Here is a 13,916-nt window from a genome sequence, read left to right on the forward strand (position 1 = left end):
CTTACTTGGTGCGCTGGAACAGTTCGCGGCCGATCAGCATGCGGCGGATTTCCGAGGTGCCCGCGCCGATTTCATACAGCTTGGCATCGCGCCACAAGCGCCCGGTGGGGTATTCGTTGATGTAGCCGTTGCCGCCCAGGATCTGGATCGCCTGGCCGGTCAGCCAGGTGGCCTTCTCGGCCGAATACAGGATCGCACCGGCCGCATCCTGGCGGGTGGTGCGGCCCAGGTCGCAGGCGCGCGCCACCGCATACACATACGCGCGGCAGGCGTTGAGGCCCACGTACATGTCGGCCAGCTTGGCCTGCATCAGCTGGAACGTGCCGATCGCCTGGCCGAACTGCTTGCGCTCATGCACGTACGGCATCACCACGTCCATCGCGGCCGACATCAGGCCCAGCGGGCCGCCGGACAGCACCACGCGCTCGAAATCCAGGCCGGACATCAGCACGTTCACGCCACCGCCGACCGCGCCCAGCACGTTCGCTTCGGGCACTTCGCAGTCCTCGAACACCAGCTCGCAGGTGTTGGAGCCGCGCATGCCCAGCTTGTCCAGCTTCTGCGCGGTGGAGAAGCCCTTCATGCCCTTTTCGACCAGGAAGGCGGTGATGCCCTTGGCGCCGGCTTCCACGTCGGTCTTGGCGTACACCACCAGCACGTCGGCATCCGGGCCGTTGGTGATCCACATCTTGTTGCCGTTGAGCACGTAGTGGTCGCCGCGCTTGTCCGCGCGCAGCTTCATCGACACCACGTCCGAACCGGCGCCCGGTTCGCTCATGGCCAGCGCGCCGACCTTCTCGCCGCTGCACAGGCCGGGCAGGAAGCGCTGCTTCTGCTCCTCGGTGCCGTTCTTGCGCAGCTGGTTCACGCACAGGTTCGAATGCGCGCCGTAGGACAGGCCGATGCCGCCGGAGGCGCGCGAAATTTCTTCCATCGCCACCACGTGGGCCAGGTAGCCCATGCCGCTGCCGCCGTATTCTTCTTCCACGGTCAGGCCGAGCAGGCCCTGCTCGCCGAGCTTGCGCCACAGCGGGTGCGGGAACAGGTTTTCCTCATCGGCCTTGGCCGCCAGCGGCGCGATCTCGGCCGAGGCAAAATGGGCCACGCTCTGGCGGAGCATGTCGATCTCTTCGCCGAGGTCGAAGTTCATGGTGGGGACGTGCATGAGGCGGCTCCGCAACGGCTGGAAGGGGTCGAATGCTCCCAGCCTAGTCCTCCCGGGGGTAAAAGTGAACACAAATTCAAAAATTGAACATAGAATCAGCAAATGGCCTATAAACGCTCAGCTTTGATGGAAGAACGCCTGGCCGGAGCCCGCGAGCGGATCCTGCTGGCCACCCGGCGCCTGGTGGCGGCCGGCGGCTACCGGAATGCCCCGGTCACCGCCGTGGCGGCCGAAGCGGGGGTATCCACCGGGCTGATCTACCGGCACTTCCCGTCCAAGGCCGAGCTGTTCGTGGAGGTGCTGACCGACGCGGTCGAGCACGAACTGCGCATCTTCGAAGCCATCGCCGCCGAACCGCTGCCCGCGCCCGAGCGCCTGCGCCGGGCGATCACCGCCTTCGTGCGTCGCGCGCTGGCCGGTCCCGGGCTGGCCTACGCCTTCATCGCCGAACCGGTGGATCCGGAAGTGGAAGCCGAGCGCATCCGCTGCCGCCGCCTGTTCGGTGACGTGTTCCGCCGCATCGTGGCCGATGGCGTTGAAGCCGGCAGTTTCCCTGCGCAGGACACCGACGTGGCGGCCGCCTGCATCGTCGGTGCGTTCACCGAAGCGTTGGTCGGCCCGACCGCGCCCAGCCGCGATGCGCACGGCGACCAGACCGCGCTGGTCGAATCCATCTGCGTTTTCTGCCTGCGTGCTGCAGGCGCCTCCCAGGTCTGATGCTGCATTGCGGTAGTGGGAGGCGGCTTGCAGAGCGCCGCCGACGCTGGTCATACTCGGCCGACAAGCCGTGGTCCAACGACTACCAGCCAGGGGTAACAGAGAGTGCGGAATTACGACCTCGAGTTCCTGAAACGCTTTTCCATGGTCATTGCCTTATTGATGGCCATCACGCTCGGATTGATCCTGTTCGCCGCGTACCTGCACACCCGCATTCCCCCTGAAGTCTCCCCCCAGGCCGCCAAGCGCACCGAACTGCGTATTGCCCCGGCCGGTGCGGTCTATGCCGGCGCCACCGGTGCTGCCGACCAGGCCGCCGCCAAGGCGGCGGCGATGGCCAAGGCCGCCTCGCAGGTGGCTTACGGCGGCACCACCGACGGCAAGGTGATCTTCGACAACCTGTGCACCGCCTGCCACACCACCGGCGTCGGCCAGGCACCGACCCTGGACCACGCCCATTGGGATGCGCGCCTGGCCCAGGGCAAGGACACCCTCTACAAGCACGCCATCGAGGGCTACACCGGCCCGGATGGCGGGATCATGCCGCCCAAGGGCGGCAACCCTGGCCTGAGCGAAGAGCAGATCCACGCCACCGTCGATTGGATGCTCGCAAACCTGAAATAACCGGCGAGCATCACGAACGGCAGAGCCGACAGGTAGAGCCGACTGTTAGTCGGCTGAGGGTAGAGCCGACTGTCAGTCGGCTGAGGGTAGAGCCGACTGTCAGTCGGCTGCCGTTCGCGCGGACCCTGCAACCTCCCGTGCTCCGGAGCCAAGCCGACTGTTAGTCGGCTCTACCGGCCGGGTCCAACCGACCCGCCCGGTCCGCGCATCCAGCCTCTCCGGCAAAGCCGACTTTCATATTTCACGGTTACCCTGTGCACCCGTTCCCGGACTCCCCGCCGATGCGCCGTCGCACCATTGCCCTTGCTCTGTCGCTGATCCTCCCGGCCACCGCCTTCGCCCAGGCCCAGCCGCAGCCACACCCGACCGCATCGACCCCGGCGACCTCCGCCACCATCACCCTCACCGCCGCGCCCACCGACTGGCGCACCCTCGACGGCCAGCACGTGCGCATCGCCGCCCCGCTGACCCTGGCCGGCACCGACGGCCTGGCCCGCTTCGGCGAACTCACCGTCGCCTTCGACGGCCGCCTCTGGCAGCCCAGCGAAGTGGCCGCTCCCGGCACCGACGCCCACGCCAAAGTGATCGCCGACAACCAGCGCCGCCGCCTGCTGCTCGATGACGGCAGCACCGCGCGCGACCCGGGTCCGGTGGCCTACCTGCCCGCCGCTGCCACCCTGCGCACCGGCACCGTGCTGCGCAACGTCGAAGGCATCGTCCACGTGGACGCCAAGGGCACCCCGCGCCTGCAGGTCACCACCCCGCTGACGCTGCCGGCACTGAACCGGCCGGCCGCCCCGGTGGTGCCCGGCGCGCTCAAGGTGGCCGCCTTCAACCTGGAAAACTTCTTCAACGGCGACGGCCAGGGCGGCGGTTACCCGACCCTGCGCGGCGCCCGCACCCTGGCCGAACACCAGGCCCAGACCGCCAAGCTGGTGGCCACCGTCAACGCGCTCGGCGCCGACGTGGCCGCGCTGATGGAACTGGAAAACGACGGCTACGGCCCGCAGTCGGCGATTGCCGAACTGGTCGCCGCGCTCAATGCCAACCGCGGCAAAGGTGCGGACTGGGCCTTCATCGACGCCGGCAAGGGCCCGGGCGAGAACCCCATCCGCGTGGGCATCATCTACCGCAGCTCGCGGGTGACCCCGGTCGGCGCCCCGGCCGTGCTCGATACGGCCCCGTTCGGCCCGCACAGCCGCGTACCGCTGGCCCAGGCGTTCCGCGCCGGCAAGGGCGCGCCGTTCGTGGTGGTGGCCAACCACTTCAAGTCCAAGGGCTGCTCGGAAGCGGCCGGCGCCGATGCCGACCAGAACGACGGCCAGGCCTGCTGGAACGCCACCCGCGTGGAATCGGCGCGCCTGCTCAACCAGTGGCTGGGCACGGACCCGACCGGCGCCGGCACCACCGACGCGATCCTGCTGGGCGACTTCAACGCCTACGCGATGGAAGCCCCGATCCGCACCCTGCACGACGCCGGCTGGCGCGATGCCTTCGCCGTGGCCAAGGTCGAGCGCCCCTACAGCTACGTCTACAACGGCATGACCGGCCGCCTCGACCACGCCCTGCTCAGCCCGGGCATGGCCAAGCGCCTGCGCGGCGCGGCCGAATGGCACATCAATGCAGACGAAGCCGACGACGTCGGTTACCGCGACCGCAACGAAGCCGGCCCTTGGCGCAGTTCCGACCACGACCCGTTGATCCTCGGTTTCGACCGGTAACGCCCCGAATACAGGCGGATATCGAACCGGAAACGAACGGATATCGAACCGGTAGGTGCCGACCGTTGGTCGGCACTGCGCGCGGTCTCACCCCCACGCGATAAACCCAATCGCCACCACCGCCAACACCAGGCCCGCGCGGTTCCACCGCGTGGTCGGCTCGCCGAACGCCAACACCCCCACCAGCGCTCCCAGCACCACCACGCCGATATTCATCCCGGCAAACACCGTGGCCGGGCTGTCCGGCATCGCCTGGTGGGCGTGCACGTAAAACAGGATGTTGCCGCCGTTGAGCAGCCCCAACAGCGCCCCCGCACCCACGTTGCGCGCGCGCAAGCGGCTGCGCCCACTGAAGTGCCGCCACAGCTGCAGCCCCAGCATCAACACAAACGCAATGCTGAAACACGCCAGCAGTGCCGCCATCGACGGCGTCCCCGACAGCGCCACCTGCTTCAGCAGCACATCCACCAGCGCAAAGCCCACCCACACCGCCAGCAGCCAGCGCCAGCTGCCCGCCTCACCAGCCACCGCCGGCCCACGCGGGCGCAGGCTGATGCCCAGCATCGCCACCAACCCCAGCCCCAGTCCAAGCAGCTTGAGCGCGGTCGCGGTCTGCCCAAAGAACACAAACGCAGCCAACAACGACAGCAACAGCGACAACCGCTGCGCCACATCCGTGCGCACGATCCCGGCCACCGCCACCGTGCGGCCCAGCACCAGGAACAGCGAAGGCAGTACCACCGCCAGCACCAGCAGCGCCGGCCACGGCGCATGGCTTGATTGCAGCGCCTCCAGCGGCGGCTGCAGCACCCCCGCCGTAAGCCCGGCGGCCACCAGGTAATTCCAGGTCACCATCTGGGCGACATCCAGCTGGCGGCGTGCGGCCAGCTTCAGCAGCACCGACACCAACACGCTGCAGACCACGCTGAAAAGCAGATAGAACATGGGGTTCCAGGCAGGCGCGGCAGTGCAGCCCGCGGGGGAGCGGTATTATGACGCCATGCACAATCCCCCTTTCCCCAATGAAAGCACCACCCTGCAGCTGGCCGGCCCGGTTGGCGCGCTGGACGTGATGGTCGACCCGCCCAAGGCCGACGTGCCCGCGCAGCCGGTGGTGGCGGTCATCTGCCACCCGCTGTCCACTGAAGGCGGCAGCATGCACAACAAGGTGGTGACCATGGTCGGCACCACCCTGCGCGAGCTGGGCATTGCCACCGTGCGCTTCAACTTCCGCAGCGTCGGCACCTCGGCCGGCGGGTTCGACCATGGCGTGGGCGAGCAGGACGACCTCAAGGCCGTGGTGGCCTGGGTGCGCCAGCAGCGCCCCGACGCCACCCTGTGGCTGGCCGGCTTCAGCTTCGGCGCCTTCGTCTCCCTGCGCGCGGCCGCCGAGCTGCAGCCGCAGGTGCTGATCTCGATCGCCCCGCCCGCCGGGCGCTGGGACTTCGGCGGCGTGCAGCCGCCGGCCAACTGGCTGGTCATCCAGGGCGAGGCCGACGAAATCGTCGACCCGCAGGCGGTCTATGACTGGCTGGACCAGCTGGGCGCCCCGCACGAACTGGTGCGCATGCCCGAAACCAGCCACTTCTTCCACCGCAAGCTGATCGACCTGCGCGGCGCGGTGCTCCACGGCGTCAAGGGCTGGCTGCCGAACCCGGAAAGCGCCACCGCATGAGCGATACCGCACTGACCCCGTCGCAGCGCTACGCCGAAGGCGTGGCCCGGGGCGAATGGCAGAACGACCCGGCCCAGCACGCCGCCCTGGCCGAGCTGGACCGCATCCACCTGGCGCTGGTCGACAGCGCCCAGGACGGCTGGCTGGATCGCCTGTCCGCCTTCTGGAAGAAGCCGGACCCGGTCAAGGGCCTGTATTTCTGGGGCGGGGTAGGGCGCGGCAAGACCTTCCTGGTGGACCTGTTCTACGACGGGCTGCCGATCGAACAGAAGTACCGCACCCACTTCCACCGCTTCATGCGCGGCATCCACGAGCGCCTGCGCGAACACCAGGGGCAGAGCGACCCGCTGGCCCGGATCGCCCAGGAATGGCGCGCCAAGCTGCGCGTACTGGTGCTGGACGAGTTCTTCGTCACCGACATCGGCGATGCCATGCTGCTGGCGCGCCTGCTCGAACGCCTGTTCGCCGAAGGGGTGACCCTGGTTACCACCTCCAACACGGCGGTGGAGAACCTGTACCTGAATGGCCTGCAGCGCGACAGCTTCCTGCCTGCCATCGGCCTGCTGCAGACCTACTGCGTGGAGCTGTACGCCGAGGGCACCGAAGACTACCGGATGCGCGCGCTGACCCATTCGCCGGTCTACCAGGCCCCGCGCGACGAGCACAGCGATGCCTGGCTGGCCAGCCGCTGGGCCGCGCTGAGCGGCGGCCAGCCGCCCAAGCCGGGCAACATCGAGATCGAAGCACGCAAGATTCCGGTGCGCGCCCGGGGCAAGAGCATCGTCTGGTTCGACTTCAAGGCCCTGTGCGAAGGCCCGCGCGGCCCCTCGGACTACATCGAGATCGCCCGCGAGTTCAACACCGTGCTGCTGGGTGACATCCCGCATTTCGACCGCATGAATGAAGATGCCGCGCGCCGCTTCGTGAACCTGATCGACGAGCTGTACGACCGCCACGTCAACCTGGTCTGCACCGCCACCGACGCCCCGGTAGCCCTCTACACCGGCACCCGCCTGCAGGGCGCCTTCGAGCGCACCGCCTCGCGCCTGATAGAAATGCAGAGCGCCGAATACCTCGGCACGCCCCACAGGGCGTAACCGGGGCAACCGGCCGCCGTCACCCGGGCTGGAACAACGAGCCGGAACAAGGCGTAGGGACACGCCATGCGTGTCCGCGCGGTGCCCGATCCGCGCGTAATTGTTACGCCCGCGTGACGCCCAACTGTTCCGTTTTTCGACCCCCTCCATCGCACGAAAAGTCGCCCCCAACCCTTGACTGCGCACTCGCTTTCGACGGGTCGCGACCGTTCGTCGGACGCCTGCAACACCGAATCCTTGCGCCGCAAGGGATTGGCCTGATTCCCTACATTTGGCGTTGACGGCCCCCTATACCCCCACTATCTTGTGGCCGTCGGTCTCTTCGACCACAAGTCGAAGGGTCCAACGGGCCCAACGCCCACCGACAACCGCATGCCGTACAGGGTGCGGTGCTGGTAGCACCAGTCTCCGGGGGGAGATGACCGGTGACGCAAGGGGAATCGTCCGCAGCGCCAGTGCGCCGGTCGCGTCCCATGCGACACCGATAGTCCACCCTGAGCGCTGAGCGCATCGGCCCCACGCCTGCCCCGCAGGCGACCCTGCACCACCCCAAATCACGCCAAGAGGAAAACGCCGTGAGCACCGAAACCAGCGCAGCCACCGACCAGGAAAGCGAATTCCTGTTGACTTCGCCGCCGACCGCGACCGCCATGAGCGTGACCAAGCGCAACGGCACGACCGAACTGGTGGATCTGAACAAGATCGTGCGCGCGGTGCAGCGTTCGGCTGAAGGCCTGCATTCGGTGGACCCGATGCGCGTGGCCACCCGCACCATTTCCGGCCTGTACAACGGCGCCACCACCCAGGAACTGGACGAGCTGTCCATCCGCACCGCCGCCCTGCTGATCGGTGAAGAGCCCGAGTACGGCCGCCTGGCCGCGCGCCTGCTGGCCAACTACATCGCCAAGGAAGTGTCGGGCCAGGAAATCCACGCCTTCTCGCAGTCGGTCGGCCGTGGCCACGAAGTGGGCCTGATCAACGACCGCCTGCTGAACTTCGTGCAGACCAACGCGCGCAAGCTCAACGATGCCATCGACCTCAGCCTCGACCTGAACTTCGACTACTTCGGCCTGCGTACCCTGTACGACCGCTACCTGCTGCGCCATCCACACACCCGCAAGGTGATCGAAACCCCGCAGCAGTTCTTCCTGCGCATCGCCAGCGCACTGAGCGAAGACGTGCCGGAAACCCTGGCGCTGTACAAGCGCATGGGCAACCTGGACTACCTGCCGTCCAGCCCGACCCTGTTCAACTCCGGCACCACCCACGAGCAGCTGTCCTCGTGCTTCCTGCTCGATTCGCCGCAGGATTCGCTGGAATCGATCTACTCCAAGTACGGCGACATCGCCCAGCTGTCCAAGTTCAGCGGCGGCATCGGCGTGAGCTACACCCGCGTGCGTTCGCGCGGCTCGCTCATCAAGTCCACCAACGGCCACTCCAACGGCATCGTGCCGTGGCTGAAGACCATGGACTCGTCCGTGGCTGCGGTGAACCAGGGTGGCAAGCGCAAGGGCGCGGCCTGCGTGTACCTGGAAACCTGGCACGCCGACATCGAAGACTTCCTCGAGCTGCGTGACAACACCGGCGACGAATCGCGCCGTGCGCACAACCTCAACCTGGCCAACTGGGTGCCGGACCTGTTCATGAAGCGCGTCGAAGCCGACCAGGAATGGTCGCTGTTCGATCCGCGCGTGGTGCCCGAGTTCACCGACCTGTTCGGCGAAGCCTTCGAGGCCGCCTACCTGCAGGCCGAAGCACAGGGCAAGGCCAACCGCACCATTTCCGCGCGCAAGCTGTACTCGCGGATGATGCGTACCCTGGCCGAAACCGGTAACGGCTGGATGACCTTCAAGGACAAGTGCAACCGCGCCAGCAACCAGACCCTGCGTCCGGGCAACGTGATCCACCTGTCCAACCTGTGCACCGAAATCCTGGAGGTCACCTCCAACGATGAAACCGCCGTGTGCAACCTGGGTTCGATCAACCTGGGCAACCACTTCGACGAGCACAACGAGTTCAACTACGAAAAGCTGGCCGAAACCGTTCGCCTGGCCGTGCGCCAGCTCGACCGCGTGATCGACCTGAACTTCTACCCGATCGAAACCGCCCGCCGCGCCAACATGCGCTGGCGCCCGGTCGGCCTGGGCTGCATGGGCCTGCAGGACGTGTTCTTCCGCAAGCGCCTGCCGTTCGACAGCGCCGAAGCCCGCGCGCTGTCGAAGAAGATTGCCGAGACCATCTACTTCCACGCCCTGGAAACCTCGGTCGAACTGGCCCAGGAACGTGGCAAGCACCCGTCGTTCAACGACACCCGTGCGGCCAGCGGCGAACTGCAGTTCGACGCCTGGAACGTGGTGCCGGAAGACGGCGCGCGCTGGGACGCCCTGCGTGCCCGCATCAAGGAACACGGCCTGCGCAACTCGCTGATCATCGCCATTGCCCCGACCGCGACCATCGCCTCCATCGCCGGCTGCTATGAGTGCGTCGAGCCGCAGGTGTCCAACCTGTTCAAGCGCGAAACGCTGTCGGGCGACTTCCTGCAGGTGAACCGCTACCTGGTGAACGAGCTGAAGAAGCTCGGCCACTGGACCCCGGAAATGCGTGACACCATCAAGATGGCCGAAGGCTCCATCCAGGGTATCGCCCAGATCCCGGAAAGCCTGCGCCAGATCTACCGCACCGCGTGGGAACTGCCGATGCGTTCGCTGATCGACATGGCCGCCGACCGTGGCGCGTTCATCGACCAGTCCGCCTCGCTCAACCTGTTCATGGAAAGCCCGAACATCGGCGCGATGTCCTCCATGTACATGTACGCCTGGAAGCAGGGCATCAAGACCACCTACTACCTGCGTTCGCGTCCGGCCACCAAGATCGCCAAGACCACCATCAGCCACACCGCAGCGGCTGCCCCGGAAAAGGTGTTCAGCCCGGAAGAAGCCATCGCCTGCTCGCTGGAAAACCCGGAAGCCTGCGAAGCCTGCCAGTAATCCGCGGGGCGCCCACCGCCCCGGTAGCGCCGGCCGTTGGCCGGCCTCGACCAACCGCAGCGCCGGGCTCTGCCCGGCCGCTCCACCGGCCCAACCGCCGGAACAAACACCCGGCAGGTGCCGACCGTTGGTCGGCACACACACCCGGTAGGTACCGACCGTTGGTCGGTACACCTCAGAAGGAAAGACCCACCATGGCCGACACCCGCAAGCAGATGCTGCTCGATCCCGGTTTTGAACTGACCCTGCGCCCGATGCGCTACCCGCAGTTCTATGACATGTATCGCAACGCGATCAAGAACACCTGGACCGTGGAAGAAATCAACTTCCAGATCGACATCAGCGACCTGCACACCAAGATGTCGCCGGGCGAGCGCCACCTGATCCACCGCCTGGTTGCCTTCTTCGCCACCGGCGACTCGATCGTGTCCAACAACCTGGTGCTGAACCTGTACCAGCACTTGAACGCGCCCGAAGCACGCATGTACCTGTCGCGCCAGCTGTACGAAGAAGCGCTGCACGTGCAGTTCTACCTGACCCTGCTGGACAACTACCTGCCGGATCCGGAAGAACGCGCCAAGGCATTCTCGGCAGTGGAGAACATCGACTCCATCAAGAAGAAGGCCGACTTCTGCTTCAAGTGGATCGACTCCATCCAGGGCCTCACCCGCATCGAAACCCGCGACCAGCGTCGCCAGTTCCTGCTCAACCAGATCTGCTTCGCCGCCTGCATCGAAGGCCTGTTCTTCTTCGCCGCGTTCGCCTACGTGTACTACTTCCGTTCGCGTGGCCTGCTCAACGGCCTGGCTTCGGGCACCAACTGGGTGTTCCGCGATGAAAGCGCGCACATGGACTTCGCCTTCGAATGCGTGGACGTCATCCGCGAGGAAGAGCCGGACCTGTTCGACGATGAAATGAAGCGGCAGGTCTACGACATGCTGGCCGAAGCCATCGAATGCGAAGTGCAGTTCGCCGAAGACGTGCTGTCCGGCGGCGTAGCCGGCATTTCCACCCGCGACATGCGCCAGTACCTGCAGCACTGCGCCGACAACCACTTCCACCGCCTCGGCATGGAAAAGAAGTACAACGTGCGCAACCCGCTGCCGTTCATGGAACTGCAGGACGTGCAGGAGCTGACCAACTTCTTCGAACGCCGCCCCTCGGCCTACCAGGTGGGCGTGCAGGGCGAAGTGTCCTTCGACATGTCGTTCTGATCCAAGCGCACCATGCGTACCAGAAAGCCCCGGCACTGCCGGGGCTTTTTGTTTGCGGGCGCTGCCGTATCATCCTCGTCGACCCCATCGCACGGCCCACCGCCATGACCGCCACCCCTGACGTCGTCCCGCCCACTGAAGTGCGCATGGCCGAAATCGTCTTCCCCAACCACACCAACCACATGGGTACCCTGTTCGGTGGCCAGGCATTGGCGTGGATGGACAAGGCCGCGTTCCTGGCCGCCGCGCGCTACTCGCGCCGCACCGTGGTCACCGCCCGCTCCGACCAGGTGGACTTCAAGCTGCCGATCAGCATCGGCCAGATGGTGGAAACCGTGGGGCGCATCGTCGAAGTGGGCCGCAGCTCGATGAAGGTCGAAGTAGAGCTCATCGCCGAAGACCTGCACACCGGCGAGCGCAAACTGTGCACCCGCGGCCACTTCGTGATGATCGCGCTGGACGAAAACCACAAGCCCACCGCCGTGCCTGCGTTGCCGGCCGATATCGCCGGACCCTGAACGGGCAGGGGCGATTGCGAACCCTCCAATCGCCCCCATCTAGCTGGCATGTCTACCCCTCTGGCTGACTTCATCGACCGCGCCCGCCGCCTGTTCGTCCTCACCGGCGCCGGCTGCAGCACCGACTCGGGCATTCCCGATTACCGCGATGCCGACGGCCAGTGGAAGCGCACCCCACCGGTGAACTACCAGGATTTCATGGGCGAAGCGGCCACCCGCCAACGCTACTGGGCGCGCAGCCTGCTCGGCTGGCCGCGCTTCGGCCAGGCCCAGCCCAACGCCACCCACGCCGCCTTGGCCGCGCTGGAAGCGCGTGGAAAGGTTGAAGTGCTGCTCACCCAGAACGTGGACTGCCTGCACCAGCGTGCCGGCAGTGCCGCCGTGATCGACCTGCACGGCCGCCTCGACCAGGTGCGCTGCATGGGCTGCGAAACCCGCAGCAACCGCGAAGCCTTCCAGCAGGCGCTGCTCGCCGCCAACCCCGGCTGGGACCGCCTCGACGCCGCCCAGGCCCCCGATGGCGATGCCGACCTTGAAGGCGTGGATTTCAGCACCTTCAACGTGCCCGCGTGCCCCACCTGCGGCGGCATCCTCAAGCCGGACGTCGTGTTCTTCGGCGAAAACGTACCGCGCGCCCGCGTCGATGCCGTACACGCCCACCTGCAACAGGCAGACGCCGTCCTCGTGGTCGGCTCCTCCCTGATGGTCTATTCCGGCTACCGCTTCGTCCAGGCCGCCGCCAAGGCCGGCCTACCCGTAGCCGCCCTCAACATTGGCCGCACCCGAGCAGACGATCTCCTCACCCTCAAGGTAGAGCAGTCCTGCGCAGAAGCCCTGTCATTCCTCCTGCCAGCCACCGCATCGGCCTGACCCGCGAACGAAACCCGCACGCGCAAACTGCCTGAACGCCTGGCGTGGCCTGCCGCGCCGGCCCCACCGTTCCACCCAAAGATTCCCCTATATGCGCCACTCGTAGAGCGAGGCCATGCCTCGCTAGCCTCACCGTTCCACACATACGGTTGCCCGCAAACCCGCTTCGCGGTGCAATACCACTCCTGTTTCATCTCCCCCGAGTCGCCCGCCCGTGAGCCAGCTTTTCTCCCCCGTAACCTTCGGACCGCTGACGCTGTCCAACCGCATCGTCATCGCCCCGATGTGCCAGTACTCCTCCACCGATGGCCTGGCCAACGACTGGCACCGCCAGCACCTGGGCATGCTGGCCCAGTCCGGCGCCGGCCTGCTGATCCTCGAAGCCACCGCCGTGCTGCCGGAAGGGCGCATCAGCTACGCCGACCTGGGCCTCTGGGACGACGCCACCGAAGCCGCCCTCACCGACGTGATCGCCTCGGTGAAGCGCTGGTCGCCGATGCCGGTGGGCGTGCAGCTCGCGCATGCTGGTCGCAAGGCCTCCTCCGCACGCCCGTGGGACGGCGGTGGCCCGCTGCCGCCGACCGACCCGAACGGCTGGACCGTGAAAGCCCCCTCGGCGCTGCCGTTCACCGCCAATGGCCCCACGCCCGAAGCGCTGGATGAAGCCGGCATCGACGCCGTGGTGGAGGCCTTCGCCGCGGCCGCCAAGCGCGCCGAGCGCGCCGGCCTGGACCTGATCGAACTGCACGCAGCGCACGGCTACCTGCTGCACCAGTTCCTCTCCCCGCTCAGCAACAAGCGCCAGGACGAGTACGGCGGCTCGCTGGAAAACCGCATGCGCCTGCTGATCCGCGTGTTCGACGCCGTGCGCGCGGCGGTCTCCGACCGCATCAGCGTGGGCGTGCGCATTTCCGCCAGCGACTGGGTCGACGGCGGCTGGGACATCGAACAGAGCACTACCCTCGCGCAGATCCTCGACCTGTGCGGCTGCCAGTTCCTGCACGTCTCCAGCGGCGGTCTCGACGCACGCCAGAAGATCGCCCTCGAGCCCGGCTACCAGGTGCCGTTCGCCGCCGCGATCAAGGCAGCCAAGGTGCGCATGCCGGTCATCGCCGTCGGCCTGATCACCGACCCGGCCCAAGCCGAATCGATCCTGCGCCACAACCACGCCGACGCCGTCGCACTGGCCCGCGGCATCCTCTACGAACCGCGCTGGCCGTGGCACGCCGCCGCCGCCCTCGGCGACTCCATCACCCCCGCCCCGCAATACCTGCGCTGCGAACCGCGCGAAGCCCGCGGCGTATTCACCGCCCCGTCTGCTTGATTGA

At 67.0% G+C, this 13,916-nt stretch carries 12 protein-coding genes; 10 read left to right on the forward strand and 2 right to left on the reverse strand.

Features of this window, described 5'->3' with window-relative positions; genetic code table 11:
- Position 1: 1 nt before the first annotated feature.
- Positions 2-1,165, reverse strand: coding sequence for an isovaleryl-CoA dehydrogenase (locus tag BAY15_RS01685; RefSeq protein WP_068848392.1), 1,164 nt, complete (start codon positions 1,163-1,165; stop codon positions 2-4).
- A gap of 102 nt (positions 1,166-1,267) precedes the next feature.
- Here BAY15_RS01685 and BAY15_RS01690 point away from each other — a divergent pair, with 102 nt between their 5' ends.
- The 3 genes from BAY15_RS01690 (at position 1,268) to BAY15_RS01700 (ending at position 4,227) form a co-directional block, all read left to right on the forward strand.
- Positions 1,268-1,882 (forward strand): TetR/AcrR family transcriptional regulator, encoded by a 615-nt coding sequence (locus tag BAY15_RS01690; protein ID WP_068848394.1) that lies wholly within the window; start codon positions 1,268-1,270, stop codon positions 1,880-1,882.
- Positions 1,883-1,987: 105 nt separating this feature from the next.
- Positions 1,988-2,506 carry a c-type cytochrome gene (locus BAY15_RS01695; protein WP_068848396.1) on the forward strand — a complete coding sequence of 173 codons (519 nt, stop codon included), beginning with the start codon at positions 1,988-1,990 and terminating at the stop codon, positions 2,504-2,506.
- A gap of 281 nt (positions 2,507-2,787) precedes the next feature.
- Positions 2,788-4,227 (forward strand): ExeM/NucH family extracellular endonuclease, encoded by a 1,440-nt coding sequence (locus BAY15_RS01700; protein WP_068848398.1) that lies wholly within the window; start codon positions 2,788-2,790, stop codon positions 4,225-4,227.
- An 87-nt stretch (positions 4,228-4,314) separates the two neighbouring features.
- Here the strand turns inward: BAY15_RS01700 and BAY15_RS01705 are convergent, their stop codons facing one another.
- Entirely contained in the window at positions 4,315-5,172 is an 858-nt protein-coding gene (locus BAY15_RS01705) for a hypothetical protein (protein WP_068848400.1), read from the reverse strand.
- A gap of 55 nt (positions 5,173-5,227) precedes the next feature.
- On the opposite strand from BAY15_RS01705, the gene BAY15_RS01710 reads away from it, so the two are divergent.
- The 7 genes from BAY15_RS01710 to BAY15_RS01740 all read left to right on the forward strand — a co-directional run bounded on the left by BAY15_RS01710 (position 5,228) and on the right by BAY15_RS01740 (position 13,912).
- Entirely contained in the window at positions 5,228-5,902 is a 675-nt protein-coding gene (locus BAY15_RS01710; protein WP_068848401.1) for an alpha/beta hydrolase, read from the forward strand.
- On the forward strand, positions 5,899-6,999 hold the full coding sequence (gene zapE, locus BAY15_RS01715) for a cell division protein ZapE (protein WP_068848403.1): 1,101 nt from the start codon (positions 5,899-5,901) through the stop codon (positions 6,997-6,999). Before BAY15_RS01710 ends, zapE begins: the two co-directional genes overlap by 4 nt.
- Before the next feature lie 575 nt (positions 7,000-7,574).
- Positions 7,575-9,986, forward strand: a complete 2,412-nt coding sequence (locus BAY15_RS01720) for a ribonucleoside-diphosphate reductase subunit alpha (protein WP_068848405.1) — start codon at positions 7,575-7,577, stop codon at positions 9,984-9,986.
- Positions 9,987-10,180: 194 nt separating this feature from the next.
- A complete protein-coding gene (locus BAY15_RS01725) occupies positions 10,181-11,200 on the forward strand; it encodes a ribonucleotide-diphosphate reductase subunit beta (protein WP_068848406.1) in 1,020 nt (339 codons plus the stop codon).
- Positions 11,201-11,304: 104 nt separating this feature from the next.
- Positions 11,305-11,718 carry an acyl-CoA thioesterase gene (locus tag BAY15_RS01730; protein ID WP_068848408.1) on the forward strand — a complete coding sequence of 138 codons (414 nt, stop codon included), beginning with the start codon at positions 11,305-11,307 and terminating at the stop codon, positions 11,716-11,718.
- A 48-nt stretch (positions 11,719-11,766) separates the two neighbouring features.
- Positions 11,767-12,588: an NAD-dependent protein deacetylase gene (locus BAY15_RS01735; RefSeq protein WP_068848410.1), complete on the forward strand. Its 822-nt coding sequence runs from the start codon at positions 11,767-11,769 to the stop codon at positions 12,586-12,588.
- 214 nt (positions 12,589-12,802) lie between these two features.
- Positions 12,803-13,912: an NADH:flavin oxidoreductase/NADH oxidase gene (locus BAY15_RS01740; protein WP_068848413.1), complete on the forward strand. Its 1,110-nt coding sequence runs from the start codon at positions 12,803-12,805 to the stop codon at positions 13,910-13,912.
- Positions 13,913-13,916: the final 4 nt, after the last annotated feature.

The organism is Stenotrophomonas rhizophila, assembly GCF_001704155.1.
Lineage (GTDB): Bacteria > Pseudomonadota > Gammaproteobacteria > Xanthomonadales > Xanthomonadaceae > Stenotrophomonas > Stenotrophomonas rhizophila_A.

Bases quoted from the DNA above. Each gene is read 5' to 3' on its own strand.
- BAY15_RS01705 (WP_068848400.1), bottom strand. From the start codon at position 5,172: ATGTTCTATCTGCTTTTCAGCGTGGTCTGCAGCGTGTTGGTGTCGGTG.
- zapE (WP_068848403.1), top strand. From the start codon at position 5,899: ATGAGCGATACCGCACTGACCCCGTCGCAGCGCTACGCCGAAGGCGTG.
- BAY15_RS01710 (WP_068848401.1), top strand. From the start codon at position 5,228: ATGCACAATCCCCCTTTCCCCAATGAAAGCACCACCCTGCAGCTGGCC.
- BAY15_RS01725 (WP_068848406.1), top strand. From the start codon at position 10,181: ATGGCCGACACCCGCAAGCAGATGCTGCTCGATCCCGGTTTTGAACTG.
- BAY15_RS01735 (WP_068848410.1), top strand. From the start codon at position 11,767: ATGTCTACCCCTCTGGCTGACTTCATCGACCGCGCCCGCCGCCTGTTC.
- BAY15_RS01685 (WP_068848392.1), bottom strand. From the start codon at position 1,165: ATGCACGTCCCCACCATGAACTTCGACCTCGGCGAAGAGATCGACATG.
- BAY15_RS01690 (WP_068848394.1), top strand. From the start codon at position 1,268: ATGGCCTATAAACGCTCAGCTTTGATGGAAGAACGCCTGGCCGGAGCC.
- BAY15_RS01730 (WP_068848408.1), top strand. From the start codon at position 11,305: ATGACCGCCACCCCTGACGTCGTCCCGCCCACTGAAGTGCGCATGGCC.
- BAY15_RS01700 (WP_068848398.1), top strand. From the start codon at position 2,788: ATGCGCCGTCGCACCATTGCCCTTGCTCTGTCGCTGATCCTCCCGGCC.